Annotated in this window: 29 protein-coding genes and 1 tRNA gene; 15 read left to right on the top strand and 15 right to left on the bottom strand. The window is 64.5% G+C overall.

Going from position 1 to position 24,193, the window contains the following annotated elements; genetic code table 11:
• Positions 1-8 precede the first annotated feature (8 nt).
• Both AC0L6G_RS09850 and AC0L6G_RS09845 read right to left on the bottom strand, forming a co-directional pair.
• Positions 9-1,025: a nucleotidyl transferase AbiEii/AbiGii toxin family protein gene (locus AC0L6G_RS09850; protein ID WP_003497288.1), complete on the bottom strand. Its 1,017-nt coding sequence runs from the start codon at positions 1,023-1,025 to the stop codon at positions 9-11.
• Complete coding sequence (locus AC0L6G_RS09845; protein ID WP_003497286.1) at positions 1,018-1,611, bottom strand: DUF6088 family protein; 594 nt, start codon at positions 1,609-1,611, stop codon at positions 1,018-1,020. Before AC0L6G_RS09845 ends, AC0L6G_RS09850 begins: the two co-directional genes overlap by 8 nt.
• Positions 1,612-1,661: 50 nt before the next feature.
• Between AC0L6G_RS09845 and AC0L6G_RS09840 the strand changes: the two genes are divergently transcribed.
• From AC0L6G_RS09840 to AC0L6G_RS09810, 7 genes are all read left to right on the top strand, one after another.
• Positions 1,662-2,159, top strand: coding sequence for a helix-turn-helix domain-containing protein (locus AC0L6G_RS09840; protein ID WP_318255152.1), 498 nt, complete (start codon positions 1,662-1,664; stop codon positions 2,157-2,159).
• 12 nt (positions 2,160-2,171) lie between these two features.
• Positions 2,172-2,540 (top strand): type II toxin-antitoxin system RelE/ParE family toxin, encoded by a 369-nt coding sequence (locus tag AC0L6G_RS09835; protein WP_003497284.1) that lies wholly within the window; start codon positions 2,172-2,174, stop codon positions 2,538-2,540.
• A gap of 1 nt (position 2,541) precedes the next feature.
• The gene (locus AC0L6G_RS09830; protein ID WP_003497282.1) at positions 2,542-2,925 is read left to right on the top strand and encodes an XRE family transcriptional regulator; all 384 of its coding nucleotides are present in this window, start codon (positions 2,542-2,544) and stop codon (positions 2,923-2,925) included.
• Complete coding sequence (locus AC0L6G_RS09825) at positions 2,915-3,658, top strand: HNH endonuclease (RefSeq protein WP_003497280.1); 744 nt, start codon at positions 2,915-2,917, stop codon at positions 3,656-3,658. Before AC0L6G_RS09830 ends, AC0L6G_RS09825 begins: the two co-directional genes overlap by 11 nt.
• Positions 3,655-3,882 (top strand): ABC-three component system middle component 6, encoded by a 228-nt coding sequence (locus AC0L6G_RS09820; RefSeq protein WP_003497278.1) that lies wholly within the window; start codon positions 3,655-3,657, stop codon positions 3,880-3,882. Before AC0L6G_RS09825 ends, AC0L6G_RS09820 begins: the two co-directional genes overlap by 4 nt.
• Entirely contained in the window at positions 3,879-5,624 is a 1,746-nt protein-coding gene (locus AC0L6G_RS09815; RefSeq protein ID WP_003497277.1) for a DUF2326 domain-containing protein, read from the top strand. The genes AC0L6G_RS09820 and AC0L6G_RS09815 overlap by 4 nt, the downstream gene beginning before the upstream one ends.
• Before the next feature lie 205 nt (positions 5,625-5,829).
• Positions 5,830-7,041, top strand: coding sequence for an AAA family ATPase (locus tag AC0L6G_RS09810; protein ID WP_003497275.1), 1,212 nt, complete (start codon positions 5,830-5,832; stop codon positions 7,039-7,041).
• Positions 7,042-7,123: 82 nt separating this feature from the next.
• On the opposite strand, the gene AC0L6G_RS09805 is transcribed toward AC0L6G_RS09810, so the two are convergent.
• The 4 genes from AC0L6G_RS09805 to istA form a co-directional block, all read right to left on the bottom strand.
• Entirely contained in the window at positions 7,124-7,651 is a 528-nt protein-coding gene (locus AC0L6G_RS09805) for a hypothetical protein (protein WP_003497274.1), read from the bottom strand.
• Complete coding sequence (locus AC0L6G_RS09800) at positions 7,648-8,037, bottom strand: hypothetical protein (RefSeq protein ID WP_473252060.1); 390 nt, start codon at positions 8,035-8,037, stop codon at positions 7,648-7,650. Before AC0L6G_RS09800 ends, AC0L6G_RS09805 begins: the two co-directional genes overlap by 4 nt.
• A gap of 166 nt (positions 8,038-8,203) precedes the next feature.
• Positions 8,204-8,932, bottom strand: coding sequence for an IS21-like element helper ATPase IstB (gene istB, locus AC0L6G_RS09795; RefSeq protein ID WP_003170613.1), 729 nt, complete (start codon positions 8,930-8,932; stop codon positions 8,204-8,206).
• Entirely contained in the window at positions 8,919-10,430 is a 1,512-nt protein-coding gene (gene istA, locus AC0L6G_RS09790) for an IS21 family transposase (protein ID WP_164952576.1), read from the bottom strand. The genes istB and istA overlap by 14 nt, the downstream gene beginning before the upstream one ends.
• A 109-nt stretch (positions 10,431-10,539) precedes the next feature.
• On the opposite strand from istA, the gene AC0L6G_RS09785 reads away from it, so the two are divergent.
• From AC0L6G_RS09785 to AC0L6G_RS09775, 3 genes are read left to right on the top strand one after another with little or no spacing between them, the layout of a single operon-like run.
• Positions 10,540-10,911, top strand: coding sequence for a MerR family DNA-binding protein (locus AC0L6G_RS09785; protein ID WP_473253236.1), 372 nt, complete (start codon positions 10,540-10,542; stop codon positions 10,909-10,911).
• Between the two features lie 41 nt (positions 10,912-10,952).
• Positions 10,953-12,197: an FAD-dependent oxidoreductase gene (locus AC0L6G_RS09780; protein ID WP_369522233.1), complete on the top strand. Its 1,245-nt coding sequence runs from the start codon at positions 10,953-10,955 to the stop codon at positions 12,195-12,197.
• Between the two features lie 29 nt (positions 12,198-12,226).
• On the top strand, positions 12,227-12,442 hold the full coding sequence (locus tag AC0L6G_RS09775) for a hypothetical protein (RefSeq protein ID WP_375797014.1): 216 nt from the start codon (positions 12,227-12,229) through the stop codon (positions 12,440-12,442).
• Between the two features lie 48 nt (positions 12,443-12,490).
• On the opposite strand, the gene AC0L6G_RS09770 is transcribed toward AC0L6G_RS09775, so the two are convergent.
• The 6 genes from AC0L6G_RS09770 to AC0L6G_RS09745 all read right to left on the bottom strand — a co-directional run bounded on the left by AC0L6G_RS09770 (position 12,491) and on the right by AC0L6G_RS09745 (position 17,026).
• Positions 12,491-12,577 (bottom strand) — tRNA-Leu (locus AC0L6G_RS09770).
• A gap of 248 nt (positions 12,578-12,825) precedes the next feature.
• Positions 12,826-13,638, bottom strand: a complete 813-nt coding sequence (locus AC0L6G_RS09765) for a hypothetical protein (protein ID WP_473252059.1) — start codon at positions 13,636-13,638, stop codon at positions 12,826-12,828.
• On the bottom strand, positions 13,635-14,171 hold the full coding sequence (locus AC0L6G_RS09760) for a CcdC protein domain-containing protein (protein ID WP_473252058.1): 537 nt from the start codon (positions 14,169-14,171) through the stop codon (positions 13,635-13,637). Before AC0L6G_RS09760 ends, AC0L6G_RS09765 begins: the two co-directional genes overlap by 4 nt.
• 60 nt (positions 14,172-14,231) lie before the next feature.
• Positions 14,232-15,251 carry a fumarylacetoacetate hydrolase family protein gene (locus tag AC0L6G_RS09755; RefSeq protein WP_473252057.1) on the bottom strand — a complete coding sequence of 340 codons (1,020 nt, stop codon included), beginning with the start codon at positions 15,249-15,251 and terminating at the stop codon, positions 14,232-14,234.
• Positions 15,252-15,306: 55 nt separating this feature from the next.
• Positions 15,307-15,573: a hypothetical protein gene (locus tag AC0L6G_RS09750; protein WP_473252056.1), complete on the bottom strand. Its 267-nt coding sequence runs from the start codon at positions 15,571-15,573 to the stop codon at positions 15,307-15,309.
• Positions 15,574-15,973: 400 nt separating this feature from the next.
• Positions 15,974-17,026 (bottom strand): isoaspartyl peptidase/L-asparaginase family protein, encoded by a 1,053-nt coding sequence (locus tag AC0L6G_RS09745; protein ID WP_473252055.1) that lies wholly within the window; start codon positions 17,024-17,026, stop codon positions 15,974-15,976.
• A 248-nt stretch (positions 17,027-17,274) separates the two neighbouring features.
• On the opposite strand from AC0L6G_RS09745, the gene AC0L6G_RS09740 reads away from it, so the two are divergent.
• Complete coding sequence (locus AC0L6G_RS09740) at positions 17,275-18,939, top strand: FAD/NAD(P)-binding protein (RefSeq protein ID WP_473252054.1); 1,665 nt, start codon at positions 17,275-17,277, stop codon at positions 18,937-18,939.
• Between the two features lie 11 nt (positions 18,940-18,950).
• Positions 18,951-19,454, top strand: a complete 504-nt coding sequence (locus tag AC0L6G_RS09735) for a DUF1543 domain-containing protein (RefSeq protein WP_293827459.1) — start codon at positions 18,951-18,953, stop codon at positions 19,452-19,454.
• Between the two features lie 16 nt (positions 19,455-19,470).
• Here AC0L6G_RS09735 and AC0L6G_RS09730 read toward each other — a convergent pair whose 3' ends face one another.
• Both AC0L6G_RS09730 and hppD read right to left on the bottom strand, forming a co-directional pair.
• The gene (locus AC0L6G_RS09730; RefSeq protein WP_473252053.1) at positions 19,471-19,656 is read right to left on the bottom strand and encodes a hypothetical protein; all 186 of its coding nucleotides are present in this window, start codon (positions 19,654-19,656) and stop codon (positions 19,471-19,473) included.
• On the bottom strand, positions 19,657-20,757 hold the full coding sequence (gene hppD, locus AC0L6G_RS09725) for a 4-hydroxyphenylpyruvate dioxygenase (RefSeq protein WP_473252052.1): 1,101 nt from the start codon (positions 20,755-20,757) through the stop codon (positions 19,657-19,659).
• 220 nt (positions 20,758-20,977) lie between these two features.
• Between hppD and AC0L6G_RS09720 the strand changes: the two genes are divergently transcribed.
• The 3 genes from AC0L6G_RS09720 to AC0L6G_RS09710 are packed head-to-tail and all read left to right on the top strand — an operon-like array spanning position 20,978 to position 22,706.
• On the top strand, positions 20,978-21,553 hold the full coding sequence (locus tag AC0L6G_RS09720; protein WP_473252051.1) for a YqaA family protein: 576 nt from the start codon (positions 20,978-20,980) through the stop codon (positions 21,551-21,553).
• Positions 21,554-21,592: 39 nt separating this feature from the next.
• Positions 21,593-22,138, top strand: coding sequence for a disulfide bond formation protein B (locus AC0L6G_RS09715; protein ID WP_473252050.1), 546 nt, complete (start codon positions 21,593-21,595; stop codon positions 22,136-22,138).
• Between the two features lie 4 nt (positions 22,139-22,142).
• Positions 22,143-22,706, top strand: a complete 564-nt coding sequence (locus AC0L6G_RS09710; protein ID WP_473252049.1) for a demethoxyubiquinone hydroxylase family protein — start codon at positions 22,143-22,145, stop codon at positions 22,704-22,706.
• A gap of 163 nt (positions 22,707-22,869) precedes the next feature.
• On the opposite strand, the gene AC0L6G_RS09705 is transcribed toward AC0L6G_RS09710, so the two are convergent.
• Positions 22,870-24,072, bottom strand: coding sequence for an acetyl-CoA C-acyltransferase (locus AC0L6G_RS09705; protein WP_473252048.1), 1,203 nt, complete (start codon positions 24,070-24,072; stop codon positions 22,870-22,872).
• Positions 24,073-24,193: the final 121 nt, after the last annotated feature.

The raw sequence follows: 24,193 nt of genomic DNA, 5'->3' as shown, positions 1-24,193 counted from the left end.
TCCCATCATCACTTCGCAGCACGGTTGGCTCGCCCGGCGATGTCCGCACATCGCATGATCAGCGCCTCGAAGGGTTCCGCGTCGTCAAGCAGCAACCCATCCTCGACCATGTGCGCATAGTCCGTTGCCAGCGCAGCGCGCGCATCTCCGTCCGGCACGAGTTGCAGCTTTCCACCGACGGCGGCTTCGTAGTCGATAACCTCGCCATCAACCGTCTTCGCCCCGAAGAACATGGTTTTGTGGCGGGCAACCGCGTCGGCGAGCTCACGATCCGATATTGCGGCGTTGGCGACCCCCGCATCATCCAGTCGGACGACATCGTGCCAATGACGGGCGAACCGATCGCCCCGCAACCGGCCCTCGAGGCAATAAACATGCATTGCCGTCGCTTTCTCCCAGAAGGTTCGCTCGGCATGCATGACCCGGGGACGAGCCGTTGGGAATTCGACGCCGTCGACCAATCCGGCCGCGTCGCATACAACATCGCGCGGGCTGGCCGGCTCCCCGGTCGAGCGGGCGCCGAATTCCAGCATCACGCTCGGAGCCACATAGCCCGATCCCGAAGAGGTCGCCTCATAGTCGATGAACAGCTTGTCGCCTTCGGCCCTGAACGTTGCAGGCAACGACTGCGCGTCGATCGCGCGGGCAAGGAGAGGTCGGACTGTTCCGTCGACCCATTCTGGCAGCCGGTGGCGGACTGCCTTCGACCATCGCTTCTCCTCACTCCGGTTTTTCGGCAGGCCCTCGCCGTTTTCGCCCACCAGGTCGGGGGCGATGGCGCGGATGTCGTAGGTGAGATCCACGTCCTCGGAAAAACGCCGGATGACGTGATAAGCCTTTGACAGTGATGTGCCGCCCTTGAACACGAGATGTTCGCCGAAATTTGACCCGAACAGCGTTGCGAGAGTCCAGACGACCCACACGTCCTTTTCAAGCAGATGGGCCGGGCGGCCGGATCGATCGGCGGCAACGGCAAGAGCCTCGCGCCGATCGTTCGCTGACAATGTGACGAAGGCTTCAGCCATGAGCGACCTTGCCGACCGATCTGGCGAGCCAGCTCGGTAGTTGCGGCGCGGCCGCGACAAGCTCGCCGAACGTAGAAGACGGCAGCTTGTGTTTCAGCGTCTTCAAGGCCGCTTCCGCCTTCTCCGGTCCCAGCCAGGCGAGTGCGCGCACGGCCTGCCCGGCAGGGCGATCGGCCAACGCCAACTGCCAGCGTGGCGCATGGCGCAGCTCAATAGTCTGCTGGCCCAGAGTCATGGTCCGGCTTCGGCCCGAGGTCAGATAGACCGACCGGACCGGTACTTGGGTCGTGAGCCCGAGCGCATTGGCAGCCGCCGCTCCGTTCGACACGATGATTTCACCACGCTGCGTCGCAAGGGCTTCAACGGCTTTATCGACGGAGGGCGCGCGAACGCCGAACCGGCTCGAAACCGGACGTAGGTAAACGCCGCGCCCGGCCCGTATCAGCCGGCCACGTTCTGCCAGTCGCGACAATGCCTGGTCCAATGCGGGGCGGTTGCCGAGATGGAGCAGGCTTTTCGCGGCGATCGGAGCGCCCTCGGGCAAACCCTCGGTATGCGCCAGAATCTGTTCGGTCAGTCGCTGCATGATAAATCTCCTGTCAGAAATATACGCAGTTTTCTGACAGTTTTCAATCTATGTGGGAACGCCATGACTCATGTTTACGCCCGCTCCCCGGACTGTCGCGCGGAGTCAGGGATGTTCGAATTATCTGCGGTCGGGGCGCTAGTCCCCCACCCGTCTCGGCAATTACAGACCCTATCGTCACCGCAGCGGCGAAAACCGCTCGGTTCCGCCTGGCTCGAAGCGCACCGAAGCGATGGAGGCCGGTCATGTCCGATAGAGCAAAGCCGGATCGCCGCTGGCCAACGCCGGACATCCTCAAGCGCGCCAGGTTCGTCGACGAGGCGGGACCAGTTCGTTTCGTCGACACTGAGGCGGCGGCGCGCTACCTCGCCCTCGAAGCACATACGTTGGAGTGCTACCGCTCGCGAGGAGGAGGCCCCGCCTATCATAAGTTCGGCAAATGGGTCCGCTATGCAGTCGATGATCTGGACGCTTGGGCTAAGAGCTGCCGTCGCACCACGACGGTATCGCCAGAACCGCCCCGCATCCTTCCCATTGACCGGATATAGGTTCTAACCTATATGGAATGGGAGGTCGAATTCCACTCCGCCTTCGAGGCTGAGGTTCTGACTTTTGAGCGTGATGTCCGGGTCGCGTTGATCGCCGCCACCAAGCTGCTGTCCGATTACGGACCGCAGCTTAGCCGGCCTCACGCCGACACGCTCAAAGGATCGAAACACGCCAATATGAAGGAGCTGCGCTTCGAAGGCAGCGATGGCGAATGGCGTGCGGCCTTCGCTTTCGATCCCGAGCGCAAAGCCATCGTTCTTGTAGCGGGTGACAAATCGGGCGTCAGTCAGAAGCGCTTCTACAAAACGCTGATCGCAAAGGCGGATCTACGGTTTTCCGAGCATCTGGAAAGCCTGAAATCCGCAAAGAAGGGCAAATGAGATGGGTCGGAGCCTGAATGACATCATTGCCGCGCTCCCTGCCGAAGAGCAGGCAGCGATCGACGCCCGCTATCAGGATTTGAAGCAGGAAGTCGAGGGCCTTCGCGAGTTGCGGCAGATTGCGGGTAAGGCCCAGGCTGAGATCGCATCCGCGCTCAACATCAAGCAGCCCTCGGTTTCTCAGATCGAGCGACAGACCGATATGTATCTCTCCACTCTCCGCAGCTATGTGGAAGCTGTGGGGGGAGAGCTCGAATTGACGGTCAAGCTGCCGCAGCGGCCCGCATTGCGGATTCACCAGCTCGGCGATGCCAGCGCTCCTCCACAGATAACGACCCGCCGTCCTGGCACGCGCGCGCAGATGGGCGGTCGGCGTGGGCGCTAGTTATCCGACGAGAATCATCCTGGCGTTTCGAAGCGGCGGCGTCTGCGCCTTTCCGAAATGCGGCAAGCATCTCACCTACGACGCCCAGGTGGGAGACGACACCTATGTCGGCGAGGCGGCACATATTCGGGGTGAAAAGCCGACCGCCGCGCGCTACGACGCCTCCATGACCGATGCGGAGCGCGATAACGTCCGCAACCTTATCTATCTCTGCACCGACCACCATACGATCATCGACAAGGTCGAGGCTGATTGGCCCACCGCGACGTTGCAGCAACTGAAGGAAAGCCACGAAGAGCAGGTTCGCCAGGCGATGGAGGCGGCTTTTGCGGACGTTGCCTTTCCCGAATTGCAGAACGCTGTGTCGTGGGTCGCCAGCCAAGCTCCTGTAGGCAATGGATCGTTCGATCTCACCGCGCCCGACGAGAAGATCAAGAAGAACGCTCTATCGAACGGATCTCGGCATATCATTGCTGCCGGTCTGACCTCGCGAGCTACCGTTGGCGACTATGTCGAGGCCGAAGCGCAGCTCGATCCGGACTTTCCCGAACGCCTGAAAGCCGGCTTCCTTGAGGAATATTACGCGCGTCGGAAGGAGGGCCATAAGGGCGACGAGCTGTTCGAGCTGATGTGCGCCTTTGCCCAACGCGGGTTGCGTCGGCAGGCGGACAAGACTGCTGGTATCGCGGTGCTGATCTATCTTTTCGAAATCTGCGACGTGTTTGAGAAATGATTCTTCCGACCAAACATATCCCGCAGAACGAGGCGCTGATCGGTGTCGGCGCGACGCTGCTTGCCCACCTCAGCATGCCCATGACCGTCTCGGGCCTTTGGGAGCGTCTGCGCACGGAGCCGAACGTCGGAACTTTCGAGCGGTTCGTGCTGGCCTCGAATCTCCTCTATCTCATCGGCGCCATCGACATTCGAGACGGCCTCATCGTCAGGACCGCCTCATGATCCGAGCTGTTCGCGCCAATCACAAAGGCTTCCACGCCGCTCTGCTTCAGCCAGGAGTCAATCTCATACTGGCCGACCGATCCACCTCGGCCGGCGACAAGGACACGACGAACGCACTTGGCAAATCGACGCTCATCGAGATCATCGACTTCTGTCTCGCAAGCAATACCTCACCCGGAAAGGGACTTCGCATCGAGGCTTTGCAGGGTTGGGCATTCACGCTGGAGCTTTCCCTGTCCGGCCGCGACGTCGCGGTAACGCGAGCCACCGACACGCCCGGTTTCTTCGCGATCGAAGGCGCGACCGACGACTGGCCTGTCCGCCCGACCCCTAACAAGGAAGGCGTGCCCGGTCTCGACGCGAAGAAATGGCGAGCGGTCCTCGCCTGGGCGCTGTTCGGCATCAGCGAGTTGTCTGCCGAGTCGGGCTACAAGCCCTCGGCGCGGTCGCTGCTTTCCTATTTCGTGCGTAACCAGACAGCCGCGTACAACATCCCCTTCAAGTATTTCGATAATCAGAAGACCTGGGATATCCAGGTCCACAACGCATTCCTTCTCGGATTGAACTGGGAGAAAGCTGCGACCTGGCAGCAGCTCAAGGATCAAAAGAACGCACTCGATGCGCTCAAACAGGCGATCAAGACCGGAGCGGTCGACGGCGAACTGGCGTCCCTCGGTGAACTCGAAGCCGAACGCCTTCGCCTGTCGACACAGCTCGAACGCGAGCGCGATGCTCTCTCAAGCTTCCGCGTGCTTCCCCAGTACCGTGAGATCGAGGGCCAGGCGAACGTCCTGACCGGCGAAATCCACGGCTTGGTCAACGCCAATATCGTGGATAAGCGCCGGCTCGATCGCTACCGCGACTCGCTGGTCAGCGAAGATGTCCCGACCGAAGACCGGCTGGAAGCTCTCTACGGTGAGGCGGGCATCGCCCTGCCTGGCGCCGTCAAGAAGACGCTGGAGGATGCGCGGGCTTTCAATGCGCAGATTATCGCCAACCGCCGCGAGTTCATCGCCAGCGAGATTGCCGCGCTTGAGGCTGCTGTCAGCGAGCGCGAGACGAACATAGCGACTCTCACGGATCGCCGTGCCGGCTACCTTAGCGCGCTTGCCGGACAGGGCGCGCTGGAGGAACTGACGCAGCTACAGGAGCTGCATGCCGCCACCCGGCTGAAGGTCGATGAACTGACCAACAGGATCACACAGCTTCGCCAGATGACCACGAAGGCGGACACGATCAAGGTCGAGACCGTGGAGTTGAAGCGAGCGACAGCACTCGATTATGAAGAACGGCGCGCACTCTGGTCACAGGCGCTCAGCCTGTTCTCTGAATTCTCCGAGAGTCTCTACAAATCGCCCGGTCGCCTAGTCATCGACATCGATGATACGGGCTACAAGTTCGACGTAGAGATTGCCGGTAGCCCGAGCGAGGGTATCAGCAAGATGAAAATCTTCTGCTACGATCTCATGCTGATCTCATTCGCGCGGCAGCGCGGTCTCGGGATCGACTTCCTGATTCACGACAGCACGATCTTCGACGGCGTTGATCCCCGTCAGCGAGCCCACGCGCTCGAACTAGCGGCAGCGATGGCCGCAAAATACGACTTTCAATATATCTGCACCCTCAACACCGACATGGTCCCGGTCAGCGACTTTTCGCCGGGCTTCGACTATGAAGCGCTCGTTCGGCTGCGTCTGACGGATACCGACGCGAGCGGTAGTCTGCTCGGATTCCGGTACTGATTGGGGGGCGCACATGGTCGGGTCTGGCTCTTCATTTTCGGAACGCTTCGGTTGCCACCGCGCCCATTCCGGGGGCGCACGCTCACGGACGGATATGGGCATATCGGAGAAATTCGCGTGAAAACGCGCGATTTTAAGTGAATGAAGGTAATTTGGTCTATTCAGTTGTGTATCTTAGGGCCTCGCAAATCGGAGTACGATCTACGTGACGCGGCACGGTTTTACATCAACGACGCGCCATGTCATCGCTTCCAGGGCAGGCTATCGTTGTTCCTATCCGGGCTGCCAGAAGTTGACCCTCGGGCCAGCGGTCGCACCTGACCAGTACGAGGACACCGGCTTCGCCAGCCATATTCACGCCGCCTCTCTTCGTGGCCCCCGTGGGCAGGGCGGGCTAAAGCCTGCGCAACTAAAACACGCATCCAATGGTATTTGGATGTGCGGAGCGCACGAGAACCTGATCGACAAGAAAAGCGGCGTGCGCTTTCCCGTCAATGTGTTGCAGAGCTGGAAAGCGCTCCACGAATACCGCACATCGTTTGAACATAGCGGAAATCAGGCAGCTTTCGGATTCGTGCGAACTCTAAGGCTTGAGCGTTCACCGCTCTTCACGCCCGGCACGCAGATCGATTTCGCCAAGACCACATTTCTAATCGGGCCTAATGGCAGTGGCAAATCCGCTATTTGCGAGTGGGTGAGCATACTTGAGGCGAGTGACAATATCCGGCGTTGGCTCGCAAACAACAACGTCCACTACGATATCATATTCGACGCCCCCGCCGAACATCGGCTCTCCGTTCAAACAGAAGGCATCCTCACTCTAGACCTTGATGGAAAAACGGTTAGCCGAAACCACGCCCGATCAAGCGCGGTTTATCTAAGCGGACGCGGTGACAACCGCATTGTGTGCGATCTTCGTCGAATCATGGACTTGCTCCAGATTGATGAGTTCGCGTTGCGCAGCTTGGGCACTCGCGTATCCGGTGATTTCGTAAAGAAAGTGGAATTTGTCCAGCGGACGCAGCAGGAAGACGACGAGGACGAGCTTCAGAGAGATGATCTTGACGCACCTGTCTACGTGTTGGAAAGTCATCTGACCAATGGTCGAGTGATGAGGTTCGAGCAATTATCGGGTGGCGAAAGGGGGCGCGTTCTACTTGAACTCGCGATGGCGCTAGCCCGTGAAGGAACCCAATTCGGGCCGACGCTGCTATTGGTCGAGCTTAAGTCGCTTGGAATGGATTGGGGTGCTATCCAGCCCTATTTGGACTTCTTCGGCAGTCCCGAGTGCCTATACCAAACTGTCTTGACATCTTGGGAACTACCCAGCGACGTCGAGATGCTCGGCTGGCAGATCTACATGGTGGACGGACGACCAGGAGAGAAAGGGACAGTAGTCGCATCACCGCGTGCGTGACCCAAGAAGTTTGGGTTCATCGCCTCTCTCAGTCTGCTGCAACCACCGACGACCACCCTGTCGGACAACCCTTTCGTCCTGGTCAGAAATCGACAGACCAGACCTCTATCCCATTGCGTTCGAACTGCGGTCGGCGTTCGTTGCCGGGGAACAAGGGTGACATGAAGAATACGTACTTATATCGCTCCATGCGAGATGCGAGCTTAACAAGATCGGCTGCCAGCTTGCCGTTGTTGCGTGGATTGACAGCCGCAAAGGTCTCGGCGCCGACATAGCCGGCTTCCTCACTCATGATGTCGAGTTCAAGCGATGCGTGCGCGCCAGGGGCGAGCCGAAACCCGCTCACGTCTGGATGTAGGTTCAACAATTGGCGGGCAGCCGCGATGGCGACGGCGAAGGTCCAAGTCTGATTGATTTGCTCGATCAGATTTAACGGCCGATCCTCGAGGGGATGGAAGCCAATTGGATCGAACTTCATCCGGCGCAACAGGTCCAGCGGGTCCCCCGATTGCGACGCCATCCATTGTTGAGCCCGTGCGGCAGAGGCTCGCACCATCTCCATCAAATTATCCGTCTCGACGGCGGTGCGGATGACAATATCCTTCGTCACTCTCGCATAACCTTTTCCCAGGTGTGAGCGCAGTAGCTGCACAAACCGGGATAGTCTGGATTGTACTCATGGACCGTGATGTCGGCACTGCATCGACTGCACTCGCCACCGATCGTTTCCTTACATGCAAAGCAAATGCTCATTTCTCCATTCTCGACATAGGCGTCGGCGCTGCATTCGGGGCATGTCGCGATCGGTGACGAGTCACCGTTCTTGGCGGCATAATAGGCGTCGATCTCGTAGCTCGCCGACACGACCATCTCAGCAAGCTGCCGCTGATCGTACTCATGGCCACACTGGAAGCATTTGGCATCGGCCGCTTCGCTCTCGATATTGTCGCGGTCGGTCTGACCGATAAGAGACGAGCCACAATTGGTGCAAGACATACGTGTCAATCGGCGTCTAAAAGGGACCCCCTATCGGCGTGCAATAGGGACCCCCTTTTGAGGTTCGGGATGGACGTCACGAGCGCACCGCTTGCGAGGGTTGGGGCGTAGGGAGGGCGTAGCCCGACCGGAGGCTCAACCCTCGCCTGGCGTTCTTCGTGGAGGGTTAGCTGCGGTGTTTGAAGCGCCAGCTGTCGTTGCCGGTCTCGACGATGTCGCAGTGGTGGGTGATGCGGTCGAGCAGGGCCGTGGTCATCTTGGGATCGCCGAACACGGTCGGCCATTCGCCGAAGGCGAGGTTGGTCGTGACGATCACCGAGGTCCGCTCGTAGAGCTTGCTGATCAGGTGGAACAGCAGCTGGCCGCCCGAGCGGGCGAACGGCAGGTAGCCAAGCTCGTCGAGGACCACGACGTCGAGGCGGCAGAGGTGAGCAGCCAGCGCACCGGCCTTGCCCAGGCGGGTCTCCTCCTCGAGGCGGTTCACCAGGTCGACGGTGTTGAAGTACCGGCCACGCGCCCCGGCCCGCACGACGTTGGCGATGATGGCGGTGGCCAGGTGGGTCTTGCCCGTGCCGGTCCCGCCGACCAGCACGATGTTGCGCCGGTTCGCCAGGAAGGCGCCGCTGTGAAGCGAGCGCACCAGCCCCTCGTTGATCGGCGTGTCGTCGAACACGAAGGCGTCGAGGTCCTTCACGGCGGGCAGCCTGGCCGCCGCCATCCGGTAACGGATGGAAGCCGCATGCCGGTGGGTCGTCTCGGCGCGCAGCAGGTCGGCGAGGATCTCCATGGTCGTGCGCTTGCGCTGCAGGCCCGTGGTGACCGCCTCGTCGAAGGCTCCGGCCATGCCCTTGAGGCCCAGGCCGGTCAGGGCCGCCATCATCTCATGCCGCTGCATGCATGCCTCGCAAGCTGTCGTAGCGGTCGCAGTCCGCCAGAGGCGGATGCCGCAGCGCCAGGTCATCGGGCGTGACGATGCTCAGCGGCCGGGGCGGTTCGCGCCGGCGCGCCAGGATGTTGAGGATGACGTCGTCGCTGACGGTCCCGGCGGCGAGCGCCTCGCGCGCCGCGGCCTCGACCGGCTCCAGGCCGTCTTCCAGCACCGCCGCCAGAACCCGCACGAACCGGCGATCGGCTTCGTCGCCCGCACCCAGCTTGCGCCTCAGGCGGGCCAGCCCCGGCGGCAACTCCCAGTCCTGGAACGGCGCGCCATTGCGCAGGGCTCCGGGCTTGGTCGCCAGCACCGGGAGGTAGTGCCAGGGATCGTAGAGGGTCCGGTCACGACCGAAGAACCGGCGATGGTCGGCGACGACCTCACCCTCGCAGCGCACGACGATCCGGTCGGCATAGGCGCGGACCTGCACCGTACGGCGCCCGGCCTTCGCCATCACCGAGTAGCGGTTACGGTCGAAGCTGATCAGGCAGGTCCCCGTCACCGCGTGCTCGCTCTCGTGGAAGCCGTCGAACGGGCCCAGCATCGGCTGCAGCGCCGGCCGCTCGGCGGCCAGGGCCTGAGCAACCGTCAGCTCTTTCTGCTCGGGGTGCTGACGCAGCTCGCCCCAGCGCCGGCACTCCGCCTCCAGCCAGCCGTTCAGCTCCTCCAGGCTGGTGAAGCGCAGGCGCGGCTGGAAGAACCGTCCCCGGGCCGTCTGGACCTGGTGTTCGACCTGGCCCTTCTCCCAGCCCGCCGCCGGGGAGCAGGCCGTCGGCTCCACCATGTAGTGGCTCGCCATGACCAGGAAGCGCCGGTTGAACACCCGGTCCTTGCCCGTGAACACCGTCGTCACCGCCGTCTTCATGTTGTCGTAGATCCCGCGCGTCGGCACGCCGCCGAAGAAGGCGAACGCCCGCGCATGCGCGTCGAACAGCATCTCCTGGGTCTCGCGCGGATAGGCCCGAACATAGATCGCCCGCGAGGCGCACAGCCGCATGTGCGCCACCTTCACCCGCATCGGCTTGCCCGCGATCTCCACGTCCTCGTGGCTCCAGTCGAACTGGTAGGCCTCGCCCGGCCGGAACATCAGCGGGATGAACGATGGCGCGTCCGCCACGCCCCGGCGTCGCTTCAGCCGCCACCCCGCCGCGTAGCGCCGGACCGCGTCGTACGACCCGTCGAACCCCTCGCGCACCAGCAGGTCATGAACCCGCGTCATCCGCAGCTTCTCGCGCCGCGGCCGCGCCTCGTCCTCTTCCAGCAGCTCATCGAGCCTGGCCTGGAACGGCGCCAGCCTCGGCAACGGCTGCACCGCCCGCCGATAGGCGAACTCCGCATCCGGCTCCCGGATCGCCTTGCGCACCACCTTGCGCGACAATCGAAGGTCACGCGCGATCGCCTTGATCGCCTTCCCGGACGCAAACTCGCGCCGAATCCTCAACACCGTCTCCAACACCAACATCCCGAACTCGCCGCCTGACATCCGCCAAGCCGCCACCGTTAGACCTCAGGAATGAGGGGTCCTTATTCGACGCCGATCACACCGCTAACGGGGTCCCTTTTCCACGCCGATCCACAGCGAGCGCTTGCGGAGCAAGGGAAACCAGCGACGCTATGACCACGGCGCGGTCCATCGCCTTCTCTTCATCCGCCGCGCCCGCGATCTCGGCTTCAGCATCGAGGCGATCAAGGACCTGTTTCGACTTGCCGACGTCTCGTTCTCAAGTCCGGCCGAAGCGCTCCGCATCGCAAAGGAGCAACTCGCTGCGGTCGAGGAAAAAATCGCTCAACTGGAAACACTCGAAAAGATGATCCAGCTCGTTGCCGAAAGCGAGAATGACGGGGATCTGATCCCGCTCGATATTTTGCCCTTGAAAGACACCAGCCGCGATGGCGATGCTGAGGTGAAAACTTCAAGCAAAGGCCGCGAATCGATTCACTAGCCTCATCCCAAGGACCGACGACGTTGAGATACTATTCCCATGTGAAAAGGAGCCAGAGCTGCGTCGTGGTCGGTGCGGGACCGGCGGGCCTGATGCTCGGGCTCTTGCTGGCCCGCTCGGGCGTCGATGTTACGGTCATCGAAAAACATCAAGACTTTCTGCGCGATTTTCGCGGGGACACCATCCATCCATCGACCCTCGAAGCGATTCATGAGCTTGGCTTGCTCGATGAGCTTCTTTCTCTCCCCCATCAGAGAGCCTACCATCTCCACGCTGAGATCGCCGGCCGCAAGGCCACGATCGCCGATTTCTCCAGACTACCGACGCGCGCTAAGTTCATCGCCTTCATGCCGCAATGGGACTTCCTGAATTTTCTTGCGCGAAAGGCAGGCGAGTTTCCGCGCTTTCGGTTGATCATGTCCACTGAGGCAACTTCGCTCCGTTGGGACAATTGCCGGGTTGTCGGCCTGAATGCTCGCCAGGGCGAACGTGAACTCGCCATGGAAGCCGCTCTCGTCATCGGGGCGGACGGACGCAATTCGATCATCCGCAAGGCGGCTGGACTTGAGGTTCAGAGCTTCGGTATCGCTACCGACATTCTCTGGATGAAGATCTCCAAAAAAGCAGGCGATCCGCAGCAGGCAATGGGCCACGCCGGTCCGAGCCAAGGGCTGGTCTTGATCGATCGTGGCGTTTACTGGCAATGCGGTTATGTAATCACGAAGGGAACCGTTGATTCGCTGAAAGAGCAAGGGCTTGAGGCGCTTCGCGCCAGGATTGCCGACGTAGCACCATTGTCGGCGGATCGATTTGAAGAAATCCGTTCCTGGGATGACATCCATCTGCTCAGTGTTCGCATCGACCGTCTCAAGTCGTGGTGGAAACCCGGCGTGCTTTGCATTGGGGACGCGGCCCATGCCATGTCGCCCATTGGCGGGGTCGGTGTGAATCTCGCGATCCAGGACGCGATCGCCACCGCCAACACGCTGGCGGAGGCTCTTCGCGAGGGGCGGCTGCAAACGCGCATGCTCGAAGCCGTACAGCGCCGTCGCAACTTCCCGACCAAGGCAACCCAGAAACTGCAATTGATGATGCGCAGCCGGAAGCGTGCCGGTGAAGCGGGCAACACGCAAATTCGAAGACCTCCGCTTTTCATGCGCCTGATTGCCCAGTCACACCTACTGCCGCGGCTGACCGGCCGCCTCATTGGGATCGGCTTCCGACCGGAACATGTGCGCACGCGGCTCGTCGATTGGACGTGTTCATTGAGAGCCCCGGCTAGGTAGATGCTACGCGATGAAGCGCCGGGAAGCCATTGAGGGCGATACCCCGAAGTCTTTTACACGCGCCACCGGCTTCACTCGTCCGTTCGGCAATGGCCTTGTCGCTGGCTGGACTATTCCTTGAAGCCCATCCCGATCCTGACCACGCATTGTGCGACGGTCCAAGCCCCTTGTGTCTCGCTGCACTCCCCGCGTCCCTTTCGCAGGAGAAGGCCGTCGATGATCTGGTGAAGTCCTTCGACAGGTAGTGCGAACTTCGCGTTATCAAGAAGCGCCTTTTGCAGTGAATGAGACAATGGTGCGGGCGGTCGGACTCGAACCGACATATCCGTAAGGACGGCGGATTTTGAATCCGCTGCGTCTACCAATTCCGCCACGCCCGCACTTTGCCGCCGATCTTACTCTAGGTCTCGGCTCCTAGCCGACCCCTAGCGCCATTTCGACGGAAACCTCTCACTTCACTTCCATACCGCCAGTCCGTTGAAAACACGACGCTTTCACTTCACCGTGATTTTCTGTGGATTGGTAGACAAATCCCTTTTTGAGTCCAGCGCGTCTACCAATTCCACCACGCCCGCAGCGGAAGGACCGCCTCATGCCACAGAGGGGCGAGACGGGTCCAGCCCTTGTCTCACCGCATGACGAAGTTGACGCGGAAGGCCATCATCCGCGGGGCGGCGGGCTGGTCGCCGTCATAGGCCACGGTGGCGCTGCGCACGGCGTCGAGGACCGCGCCGCCGAAGCGGCCGTCCGCCGGGTGTTCGGTTTCGATGACGCAGTCGCGCAGCTTGCCGTCGGGCTGGGCGACGCAGGTGGCCACGGCGAACCCTTCGGCATAGTTGTTGACGGGATAGCGGGGGCGAATCTGACGGTCCCAGCGCATGCCGACCTGAAGACCGTCCTCGCCGATGGCGTCCAACTCCTGATCGCGCGGATCGACCAGGGGGCGATCGCAGGCCCGAAGGGTCTCGTCGATGGCGGCGCCCGATCCGGGCAGGTTCAGATCGTAGCGCAGGTTGCGGCCGGGGGCGGCGCCGTCCGGCACGACGATCTGCAGCCGGCCGCCCTGGCGCAGTTCGCGCGCCAGCGGGGCGGGGAAGTCGGCGACCGCCCCGGTGCGGTTGGTCGTGACGTTGAAGCGCCATTCCTTCTGCTCATCGTCGCGGAAGGCGATCTGAAGGGGGCGGGTCTTGGCGCCGCGCGTCGCCTCGGGCAGGCCGACCAGCAGGGCGGAATAGGAGCCCTTCACACAGCGCATGGCGATGGACAGGCCCGGCGTCGTGGTGACGTAGGCCAGGGTGGTCCGCGTCTTGGCGTCGCGGATCAGATCCCAGTCCTCGCCGGCGGGGGCGGTTTCCTGGCCGACGGACTGGCCGACGGACTGGCCGGCGCCGGACAGGGCGGTCAGGGCGACGGCGGCGGCGGCGACGAGGGAACGGGTCAAGCGACCACCTCCACATGGCTGTCCAAACGGCCGGACTGGATGCGGCGGGCGCGGATGTAGATTTCGACGCGCTGCAGGACGATCAGCCCCAGGGCGAAGACCAGGAAGGCGTCGGTGACGGCCAGGGCGTTCAGATGCCAGTCGGCGGCGTGGCTTTCGATCAGGTCGCGCAACAGAGACCGGCCGGCGAACAGCACGACCAGCAGGATCAGGCCCAGCGGCGAGGCCTGGGCCATCAAGGAGCCGTCGGGCTCCTTTTCGATGGTGACGGTCTTGCCGCGATACCAGCCGGCGACCCCGCCGAGGACGCCGCCGATGGCCAGCACCGCCCAGGCGGCGGGGCCGAACGGGGCATGGGCGACGTGCGGGGTCTGGGCCGCGCCCCACAGACCCAAGGCGATCAGCGGCACGACGATGGCCGGCATGATCCACAGCAGATGCGGACGCAGTACCCGCTTCCTGCGGTTCTTAAGCAACATGACCACCAGCATGATCGGGATGATCGCCAGCGGGATCAGTTTTTCAGGCGGCACGGCGCGTCTTCCCCAAGGATGATCGCCTCCCCCGAGGCGAAGGCGATCAACCTAGCCGTGTCAGGCGTCGCTGGGAAGCGGCTCCACGGTCTGTTCGATGGCGCCGAAGATGGTGTGGTGGCGGTCGTCCAGCATCTCGATGCGAACCGTGTCGCCGTGGCGCAGGAAGGGCGTCTCGGCGGCGCCGCGCAGGATCGTCTCGACCGTGCGGACCTCGGCGATGCAGGAATAGCCCAGGCCGCCTTCGGAGACCGGCCTGCCGGGGCCGCCGTCGGCGTCCTTGTTCGACACCGTGCCCGAGCCGATGATGGTCCCGGCGACCAGCGACCGGGTCTTGGCCAGGTGGGCGATCAGGGTTCCGAAGTCGAACGTCATGTCCACCCCGGCGTCGGCGCGGCCGAAATCCTGTCCGTTCAACTGGACGGTCAGCACGCCATGCAGCTTGCCGTCTTTCCAGCGGTCGCCCAGCGCCTCGGGCGTGACCAGGACGGGCGACAGGGCGCTGGCGGGCTTGGACTGGACGAAGCCGAAGCCCTTGGCCAGTTCGGCCGGGATCAGATTCCTGAGCGAGACGTCGTTGACCAGGCCGACCAGGCGGATGGCGGCCAGGGCTTCCTCGCGCGTCGCCCCTTGCGGCACGTCGCCGGTCACGACCACGATCTCGGCCTCCAGGTCGCAGCCCCAGGCCTCGTCCGCCAGTGGGATCGGATCGCGCGGCGACAGGAAGCCGTCCGAGCCGCCCTGGTACATCAAGGGGTCGGTCCAGAAGCTTTCGGGCATTTCGGCGCCGCGCGCCCGGCGCACCAGCTCGACATGGTTCACATAGGCCGAGCCGTCGGCCCACTGATAGGCGCGGGGCAGGGGGGAGGCGGCGTCGCGCTCGTGGAAGCGGCCGCGCGGCACGCCCTCGTGCTCCAAGCTGTCGGCCAGGGCCTGAAGACGCGGGCCGCAGACGTCCCAGTCGTCCAGCGCCGCCTGCAGGGTGGGGGCGATCAGAAAGGCGTCGGTGAACCAGTTCAGGTCCTTTGAGACGACCACGAGGCGGCCGTCGCGGCCGTGCTTGAGCGAGGCGAGTTTCATGACTTGGGCCTAGACGGATTTGATTCGGTTGGAAACCGGGCGGCGATCACGCGGCTCATTCGCCGGGCGTCAGCAGGGCGCGGGCCTCGGCCCCCGTGCGGGCGGCGCGGTCGCGCACCTCGACCTCGACGACGACGCCGCCTTCCGGCTCGACGGCCCAGAGATAGCGACGCTCGACCTCGACCGTGCGCCCGGAGGGGGCGAACCCCTCGTAGCTGTCGCCCCAGGGGGTGATCTTCTTCAACTCCACGAAGGGCATGGCGCAGGCGGCGTCCAGCTCCTCGTTGGCCATCACGGTCAGTTCGTCGTCGAGGGCGGGCATGGGCTCGGTCTGAAAAAGAGGGTGTGAATAGTATGAATGGTGTGAAATCGGCGAGCGGGCTTATCGGCGGCGGCGGAAAAACAGGGTGCAGTTCGTGCAGTCGCTGTCTGGCCCGGCTCTCCGACCGGGCATTGTAACCCCGTGCGGGGTCATGTCAGGTCGATTGGACGGAAAACCTGAAAAGGCGAATTTTTTCAAAGTATGTAGCGACGTGAATAGGAGGGTTCGGCCCATCCTTTCGTCATCCCAGGCCCTGTGCATGGGATCCATATTCCCGACTTGGAAGATCGGGTCCGCTGCGGAAGCACTTGGCGTAGGGATCCCCGGGCAAGCCCGAGGATGACGGGGATGGAAGGGAAGGCGGCGTGGGTCGGCCTGGAAAACGAGAGTCTGAAGCGGCTCAATCCTCATCGGCGTAGATGGCGACGCGGGCGGGCTCCGAGGCGGAGACCGAGCCGCGATACATGCCCGAGGTGGACAGGGCGAAGACGGGGGCGCCGGCCGGGGTCATGACGATGACGCCGCCCAGGCCGCCCAGCGTCCTGGCTTCGTCGATCTCGACCTGGGCGGCGGTCTGCGCCCGCGTCGCCGCGCCGATCCGGGCGCAGATGTCGCGGGCCACGGTCGCGCGGATGAAATATTCGCCGTCGCCGGTGGCGGACACCGCGCATCCGTCGGCGTTGGAGGCGTAGGTGCCGGCGCCGATCACCGGCACGTCCCCGACCCGGCCCCAGCGTTTGGCGGTCATGCCGCCGGTCGAGGTGGCGGCGGCGAGGCGGCCCTGGCTGTCCAGCGCCACGGCGCCGACCGTGCCGAACTTCTTCTCGTTCAGGGGCGGGGCGACCTCGGCGCCCTGATTGTGGGGTGAGGGGGCGCCGGCGGGCCGGTCTGGGATGGGCTGGCCGGCCTCGGTCAGGGCCTTGACCAGGCCCTGCCAGCGTCGCTCGGTGAAGAAGAAGGCCGGGTCGACCTGCTCCAGCCCGACCGAGGCGGCGAAGGCGTCGGCGCCGGGGCCGATCAGCATGACGTGGGGCGACTTCTCCATCACCGCGCGGGCGGCGGCGACGGGATGGCGGGTGGTGGTCAGGCCGGCGACGGAGCCGGCGGTCAGGTCCGCGCCGTTCATGACGGCGGCGTCCAGTTCGTTACGGCCGGCCGCGGTGAAGACCGCCCCGCGCCCGGCGTTGAACAGGGGATCGTCCTCCATGAGCTGGACGGCGGCCTGGACCGCATCCAGCGCCGAGCCGCCGCTGGTCAGCACCGCCGAACCGGCGTCCAGCGCGCCTTGCAGCGCCGCGCGATAGGCGGCGTCCTGCTCGGGCGTCAGGCTCGACCGCTCGATCACGCCCGCGCCGCCGTGGATGGCCAGCGACCAGCGCGGCGTTTCCTGCGCCTGGGCCGATGCAAAACACAGGGCAAAGAGTGCAGTCGGCAGGGAAATGGCCGCGCGCATCACGAAACTCCTCCGGGCGCCGTCGTCGGCAGGACGTGGCCTCGCCACTGTAGCCCAAGGCTCTTGCGTGTCAGGCCGATCATGCAAAGAAAAAAGCGGATCGGCGACGACGACGCCTGCGCGGCCCTGGCGACGTTCCGTGTGCGATTATCGTGCAGATCGGACGCGCTGGCTGGCCCGAGGCGGCTGTTCGCGCTGGAAAAATCATTCGCCGTGGCGCCTTTGCGCGTGTCGCGCATTGTGGGGCCATGACGCCATCAATCGCCTTTGTCGGCGCGGGACCGACCACCCTCTACGCCCTTCACGCCCTGCTGTCCCAAGGCGCCGTCGCGGCGCGCATCACCGTGATCGAGGCGCGTAGCTCCGCAGGCGCGGGCAGCCCCTATAGCGCCGAATGGAACGACCGCGCGATGCTTTCGAACATCGCCAGCGTGGAGATCCCTCCCGTCACCGAAACCCTGGCGGAATGGCTGGCTTCGCGCACCCGGTCCGAGTTGCAGGCGCTTGATGTGGACGCCGCCTCGCTGGACGAACGCAGCTTCGTGCCCCGTCTCGCCCTCGGCCGCTATTTCGAGGACCAGTTCGCGGCCATCGTGAAGCGGGCGAGGGCCGACGGCGTCGTCATCGAGGTCATGACCGACTGTCGCGTCGTCGACGCCGCCAATACGCGCGACGGAATCGAACTGACCTTCGTCTCGCCGCCCTCGCTTCGCGCGACCAAGGCGGTCTTCGACCATGTGGTCCTGGCCACCGGGCACCAATGGCCAACGCGCCAGCAGAGACGACCCGGCTATTTCCTCAGTCCGTGGCCGGCCTCTGCGCTGGCGGACGTTCCGGCGACAGACATCGGCATCCGCGGCTCGTCCCTGACGGCCATCGACACCGCCGTCGCACTGGCGGGATCGCATGGGGCCTTCGTGCGCCGCGGCGGCAAGCTGGTTTACGAGCCTGCGCCGGACGCCCAGGCCTTCCGCCTGACCATGATGTCGCGCAAGGGCGTCCTGCCGGAAGCGGACTTCTATTTTCCGCTCCCGCACGCGCCGCTCGAAATCTGCACCCCAGAGGCGGTCGCGGCCCTGGAGGCCCAGGACACGGGCCAGCTGCTGGACCAAGTGTTCGATCTGTTTCGGCGCGAGTTGAGCCATGTCGATCCCGATTACGCCGCACAGACCGGACTGGGCGAGGCGACGCTGGAGACGTTCGCCCAGGCCTATTTCGCGCGGCGTGCGGCCAGCGACCCGTTCATCTGGGCCGCTCTCAACCTCGAGGAGGCGCGGGCCAATCACGCCGCCAAGGTCACGGTTGCGTGGCGCGACGCCATCCTGCGCATGCATGAGGTGGTCGCCGTGATCGTGCCCCATCTGGATGCGGCGCAGTTCGACAGATTCAATCGCGTGTTCAAGCCGGTCTTCGTCGACGTCTACGCCGGGGTCCCGCACGAATCGATCGAGCGGATGCTGGCCTTGCACGAGGCGGGCAAGCTGGAGGTTCTGGCCCTTGGCGAAGACTACGACATCGACATCCGCAATCCGCAAAGCGGGGCTGACGTGACGATCGCCGGACGGACCCGGCATTTTCCGGTGTTCATCGAGGCGACGGGTCAGCAAGCCTTGGCCGCGATCCAGTTTCCCTTCCTGTCGTTGCTGGAACAGGGCATCGTTCGCGACGAGATCGCCAACGACGCCCCGGATGTGGTCCGTGGCATCGCCGTCGACGAGGTCTTCCGACCCGTCGATGCGCCTCTGCCGCCGGACAGGCTCTTTTGTCTGGCGCTGCCGTTCCTGATGGGCCGCCACCCCTTCGCCCAGGGGATCACCAGCTCCTTTGAAATGGGCGGGATCGTGGGGCGCCGGCTGGCGTTGGTGGTCGAAGGCGACAAGCGAGCGCCCCTTCCCGCCGCCTCGGCGGCCTGAAGCGAGACCTGATGAAGCTGTTTGCGATCTACATCGGCGGCGAGCACCCCGGCGCCAACATCGAAGTGCACGACATGCGCTTTATCGCCGCCCCTTCGATAGAGGCCACCTACGACACCCTGCGTGCGCAATGGTGGGGCAGGGCCGGCAGTCTGCACATCGACTGCTGGTCGGAGATTTCGCACGCGGACGGCTATGACGTCAGCCTGCGTCCCGAGCCGTATGCAGGCGAGGAAAAGCTCTATTACGTGAACCTGGGCGGTTACGACGGCGTGGCCTTCGCCGAGCAGCACCGCAACGTCTTCGTCGTCGCCGCCACGGTTCAGTCCGCCAAGTCACGCGCCATAAAACTGGCGTCGGGCTGGAGCGACGCCCATCGCGACGAGATGTACGAGGCGGAACAGGCTTTCGCGCTGGACGCCGCCGCCCAGGCCCGACGGATGCATATCCACCTGACGCCGCGTCCGATGTCCGGCGATCCGAGCTTCACCTGTCGCTACACCCCGCTCCGCTGATGCGAGAGGGCGCGCGTCACCCCCGGTGATGCAGCCGCTTCCACACCTGATAGCCGACGATGGGGGCGAAGCCGCAGAACAGGGCGGCGATCAGGACCATCCAGAAGCCGCCGCCCAGCCAGTATTCGCCGGCCAGGGCCCCGGCGCCGGCCGCCAGGACCGGGCCGAGCCAGGGCAGCCAGGCGGGCGGCCGCATCTTCATTCAGGCGTCGACCTTGATGACGCCGCGACGGATCTGGTCCAGCTCGATCGAGTCGAACAGGGCCTGGAAGTTGCCGTTGCCGAAGCCTTCGTTGCCCTTCCTCTGGATGATCTCGAAGAAGATCGGGCCAAAGGCGTCCTGGGTGAAGATCTGCAGCAGCAGGCCGTCCTCGTCCGAACCGTCGATCAGGATGCGGTTCTTGCGCATCCGCTCCACGTCCTCGCCATGGTTGGGCAGGCGTTTGTCGATCAGTTCGAAATAGGTCTCGATCGTGTCCTGGAACTCGACGCCGCGCTCGCGCATGGCCTCGACCGTCTCGAAGATGTTTTCGGTGGTCAGGGCGATGTGCTGGATGCCCTCGCCGTTGTAGCGGCGGATGAACTCCTCGATCTGGGAGTTCTCGTCCTGGCTTTCGTTCAGCGGGATGCGGATGGCGCGGTCGGGCGCGATCATGGCCTGGGAGAAGAGGCCCGTCGCCTTGCCCTTGATGTCGAAATACTTCTGCTCCTCGAAGTTGAACACCGAGCCGTAGAAGCCGGACCAGGTGCGCATCTGGCCGCGACGGACGTTGTGGGTCAGGTGGTCCAGCACCTCCAGCCCGACGTTGTTCCTGCGCTCGGCCTCTTCCCAGCCCTCGATCTCGTCCCAGGCGTCGTACAGCGAACCGGCGTCGCCGTACTGGTCGATGACATAGAGCAGGCTGCCGCCGATGCCTTGCAGGATATAGGGATAGTCGTCCCCCAGCGCTCCGCCGTCGACGCCCTGGGCCGGCCGGGCGCCGCGTTCGACCGCGCCCTCGTAGGCGGCCTTGGCGTCGGTGGTGCGGAAGGCCATGCCGTTGGCCGAGGGGCCGTGATCGCGGGCGAAGTCGGCGGCCTGTCCCTTGGGCGTCCGGTGCACCAGGAAGCTGATGTCGCCCTGCTTCAGGCGCACCACGTCGGTCCTGGGATGCACATGGGTCTGGGTGAAACCCATCGTCTCCAGGCGCGCGATCATCGCTTCGGGCTCGGGGCCGGTGAATTCGACGAATTCGAAACCGTCGACGCCGAGGGGGTTTTCCTGGTCGAGCTCTTCCACCTGGGCCTGGGTCATGTCGTTCATGGCGCGTCTCCCGCACGGATTTTGAGGCGGTCTTAACCGAAGGCGCCGCCGATTGGCGCGGAACCTAGTCGCGGATGACGACGGAGCCAAGACGCGGCCACAGGGACGTGATGAGGGTGGGCCAGCGACGGTTTGCATCGGGCGCGGGCGGATGACGCGGCGGCGGGCGGCGTGGTATCGGCCTGCGCGAAGGGCGCCGGTGTCGACGCCGAGGATTTTCATGCTTCGCAAACTGTATGACCGCGTGTTCGAACTGGCCCGCAGCCGGCACGCGACCAAGGCCCTGGCCGTGGTCTCCTTCGCCGAGAGTTCGTTCTTTCCCATTCCGCCGGACGTGATGCTGGCGCCGATGATCCTGGCGCGGCCGCAGAAGGCGTATTTCTACGCCGCGGTCTGCACCGTCGCCTCGGTGCTGGGCGGCGTGCTGGGCTACGCCATCGGCTATTTCCTGACCGATCTGGGCCTAGCCATCATGCGGGTGCTGGGCCATTCGGACGGGCTGGATCAGTTCCGCCAGTGGTTCGACCAGTGGGGGCTGTGGGTCATATTGATCAAGGGGCTGACGCCCATTCCCTACAAGCTCGTGACGATCGCCTCGGGCCTGGCGGCGTTCAGCTTCCCGGTCTTCATCGCCGCCTCGGTAGCGACGCGGGGCGGGCGGTTCTTCCTGGAGGCATGGATATTGAAGACCTGGGGCCCGGCCATGCTGGCCCAGGTGGAGAAGCGGCTGGCCCTGTGGACCGGCGCGGGCCTGGTCGCCCTGATCGCGCTGATCGTCGTGCTGAAGGTTCTGTAAGTCGACGGACGGGTCGGGGCGGGGTAAGAGCGAAGCACGATGACAGACGCCTATCGCCTTCTGACCCGTTGGTGGACCGCCTTCGCCCTGGCGGCTTCGCTGGCCATGCTGGGCGCCGCCCATGCGTTCGAACGGTTCGGCGGGCTGGAGCCGTGCAATCTGTGCCTGAAGCAGCGCGAGGTCTACTGGGCCGCCGTCGCGGTGGGCGGGGTGGCCACGGCCTGGACCCTGTTCAGCGGCGGACGGCGCGGCACGCCGCGCATCGCCGCCTTCCTGCTGGCGGCGATCTTCGCCACCGGCGCGATCACGGCCGTCTTCCACATGGGCGGCGAATACAGATGGTGGGCCCTGCCGGCGACCTGTTCGTCGGCCGGCGGCCCCATCGACATGGACGGTCTGGCCGCCCTGGCGCTGGGGACGGGACCGGCGGTCAGGGTGATCGGCTGCGGCGACGTGGCCTGGAGCTGGCTGGGCTTGTCGATGGCGGGCTGGAACGCGGTCATCAGCGCCGCCCTGGCCGTCTTCAGCCTTCTGGCCGCCAAACGGCCCAAGGACGCCCGCGCCCCCCGGATCGAAAAGGCCTGATACGATGAGCGGCTCCATTCCCCTGCCCAGACCCGGTCGCGGCGCCGACAAGGCCCGGATGGACGAGATTCTGCGCGTCGATCACGCCGGGGAATACGCCGCCGTTCTGATCTATCGCGCCCAGAAGGCGGTGTTCGAGGGGCGCAAGGCCCATGGCGACATGGTGCGCGACCTGTCGGAGATGCAGGATCAGGAGGCGGCGCATCTGGCGCGGTTCGACCGGCTGCTGAACGAACGCCGGGTGCGGCCCACGGCGATGACGCCCCTGTGGCGGATCGCGGCCTCGGCCCTGGGCGCCGGCACGGCCCTGATGGGCGAGAAGGCGGCCCACGCCTGCACCGAGGCGGTCGAGAGCGTGATCGAGAAACACTATGCCGACCAGATCGCCGAGATCGGCGAGCGCGACCCCGAACTGGCCGCCGAGCTGAAACAGTTCCGCGACGAGGAACTGGCCCACCACGATCACGCGGTCGAACACGGCAGCCGCGAGGCCCCGGCCTATCGCCTGCTGTCGGGCGTGATCAAGGCGGGGTGCCGGGTTGCGATCAAGGTCAGCGAGAAGGTGTGACGGCGACGCCCTTCTTCCCTTCGTCATCCTCGCCCTTGTGGCGAGGATCCATACGCCCGGTGTCGCCGCAGGGTGCGACCTGCCCAAGGACCGGGCGTATGGATCCTAGGGACAAGCCCTAGGATGACGGCTTGAAAAGTATGGGCGCGGCTTTCGGGCGTTCTCAGAAGATTTCGAACAGCCCGGCCGCGCCCATGCCGCCGCCGACGCACATGGTGACGACGCCGTATCTGGCGCCGCGACGCTTGCCCTCGATCAGGACGTGGCCGGTCATGCGGGCGCCGGACATGCCGTAGGGGTGGCCGATGGAGATGGCGCCGCCCGAGACGTTCATCCGTTCGTCGGGGATGCCCAGCTGGTCCTGGCAGTACAGGACCTGGGCGGCGAAGGCCTCGTTCAGCTCCCAGATGCCGATGTCGTCCACCGTCAGGCCGTGGCGCTTCAGCAGCTTGGGCACGGCGTAGACCGGGCCGATGCCCATTTCGTCCGGTTCGCAGCCCGCCACGGCCATGCCGCGATAGGCGCCGAGCGGTTGCAGGTTGCGCTTCACCGCCTCGCCCGCCTCCATGACCACGGCGGCGGAGGCGCCGTCGGACAGTTGCGAGGCGTTGCCCGCCGTGACGAACTCGCCCTGCTGGATTTCCTCGCCGCCGCCGAACACGGGCTTCAGCGCCTTGAGGCCCTCCAGCGTGGTGTCGGGACGGTTGCCCTCGTCCCTGGACAGGGTGACTTCCTTTGAGGACGTCTGACCGGTGGCCTTGTCCATGACCAGCATGGTCGTGGTCATGGGCGCGATCTCGGCGTCGAAGCGACCAGCCTCCTGGGCGGCGGCGGTCCGTTGCTGGGATTTCAGCGCATATTCGTCCTGTCGGTCGCGCGACACCCCGTAGCGGCGCGACACCACCTCGGCCGTCTCCAGCATCGACATGTAGATGTGCGGCGACAGCTTCAGCAGCGCCTCGTCCTTCATTCGATACAGGTTCATGTTCTGGTTCTGCACCAGGGAGATGCTTTCCAGGCCGCCGCCGACCGCCATCTTCTGCTGGTCGAACACCACCTGCTTGGCCGCCGTGGCGATGCCCATCAGGCCGGACGCGCACTGGCGATCCAGGCTCATGCCGGGGACCGAGGACGGCAGGCCGGCGGCCAAGGCGATCTGGCGGGCCACATTGGTCCCGGTCGAACCCTGCTGAAGCGCCGCGCCCATGATCACGTCCTCGATCTCGGCCGGATCGACGCCGGCGCGGGCGACCGCGTGTTTGACCGCATGGGCGCCGAGCTGCTGAGCCTGGGTGTCGTTGAAGGCGCCGCGATAGGCGCGGCCGATGGGCGTGCGGGCGGTTGAGACGATGACGGCTTCGCGCATGGATGCTCTCTTCAGCTTGGCCTATCGCGCATTCGCGCTACTTGAGGCCGTTGTTTCCTCTGAGACGACGTTAGGCGCCTGCCGCCGCGTCAACGCAAGGCCGTATGCATTGCGGCCTCAA

This window comes from Brevundimonas sp. D3-1P, from assembly GCF_055809335.1.
Note: the sequence above shows the minus strand (reverse complement) of the source record. Positions and strands in the feature narration are given on the sequence as shown.

Bases quoted from the DNA above. Each gene is read 5' to 3' on its own strand.
- AC0L6G_RS09840 (WP_318255152.1), top strand. From the start codon at position 1,662: ATGTGGGAACGCCATGACTCATGTTTACGCCCGCTCCCCGGACTGTCG.
- AC0L6G_RS09730 (WP_473252053.1), bottom strand. From the start codon at position 19,656: ATGAAGATGCGGCCGCCCGCCTGGCTGCCCTGGCTCGGCCCGGTCCTG.
- AC0L6G_RS09820 (WP_003497278.1), top strand. From the start codon at position 3,655: ATGATTCTTCCGACCAAACATATCCCGCAGAACGAGGCGCTGATCGGT.
- istA (WP_164952576.1), bottom strand. From the start codon at position 10,430: ATGTTGGTGTTGGAGACGGTGTTGAGGATTCGGCGCGAGTTTGCGTCC.
- AC0L6G_RS09705 (WP_473252048.1), bottom strand. From the start codon at position 24,072: ATGCGCGAAGCCGTCATCGTCTCAACCGCCCGCACGCCCATCGGCCGC.
- AC0L6G_RS09750 (WP_473252056.1), bottom strand. From the start codon at position 15,573: ATGCCCGCCCTCGACGACGAACTGACCGTGATGGCCAACGAGGAGCTG.
- AC0L6G_RS09710 (WP_473252049.1), top strand. From the start codon at position 22,143: ATGAGCGGCTCCATTCCCCTGCCCAGACCCGGTCGCGGCGCCGACAAG.
- AC0L6G_RS09715 (WP_473252050.1), top strand. From the start codon at position 21,593: ATGACAGACGCCTATCGCCTTCTGACCCGTTGGTGGACCGCCTTCGCC.
- AC0L6G_RS09740 (WP_473252054.1), top strand. From the start codon at position 17,275: ATGACGCCATCAATCGCCTTTGTCGGCGCGGGACCGACCACCCTCTAC.
- AC0L6G_RS09850 (WP_003497288.1), bottom strand. From the start codon at position 1,025: ATGGCTGAAGCCTTCGTCACATTGTCAGCGAACGATCGGCGCGAGGCT.
- istB (WP_003170613.1), bottom strand. From the start codon at position 8,932: ATGCAGCGGCATGAGATGATGGCGGCCCTGACCGGCCTGGGCCTCAAG.
- AC0L6G_RS09845 (WP_003497286.1), bottom strand. From the start codon at position 1,611: ATGCAGCGACTGACCGAACAGATTCTGGCGCATACCGAGGGTTTGCCC.
- AC0L6G_RS09745 (WP_473252055.1), bottom strand. From the start codon at position 17,026: ATGCGCGCGGCCATTTCCCTGCCGACTGCACTCTTTGCCCTGTGTTTT.
- AC0L6G_RS09815 (WP_003497277.1), top strand. From the start codon at position 3,879: ATGATCCGAGCTGTTCGCGCCAATCACAAAGGCTTCCACGCCGCTCTG.
- AC0L6G_RS09755 (WP_473252057.1), bottom strand. From the start codon at position 15,251: ATGAAACTCGCCTCGCTCAAGCACGGCCGCGACGGCCGCCTCGTGGTC.
- AC0L6G_RS09800 (WP_473252060.1), bottom strand. From the start codon at position 8,037: ATGTCTTGCACCAATTGTGGCTCGTCTCTTATCGGTCAGACCGACCGC.
- AC0L6G_RS09830 (WP_003497282.1), top strand. From the start codon at position 2,542: ATGGGTCGGAGCCTGAATGACATCATTGCCGCGCTCCCTGCCGAAGAG.
- AC0L6G_RS09735 (WP_293827459.1), top strand. From the start codon at position 18,951: ATGAAGCTGTTTGCGATCTACATCGGCGGCGAGCACCCCGGCGCCAAC.
- hppD (WP_473252052.1), bottom strand. From the start codon at position 20,757: ATGAACGACATGACCCAGGCCCAGGTGGAAGAGCTCGACCAGGAAAAC.
- AC0L6G_RS09835 (WP_003497284.1), top strand. From the start codon at position 2,172: ATGGAATGGGAGGTCGAATTCCACTCCGCCTTCGAGGCTGAGGTTCTG.
- AC0L6G_RS09720 (WP_473252051.1), top strand. From the start codon at position 20,978: ATGCTTCGCAAACTGTATGACCGCGTGTTCGAACTGGCCCGCAGCCGG.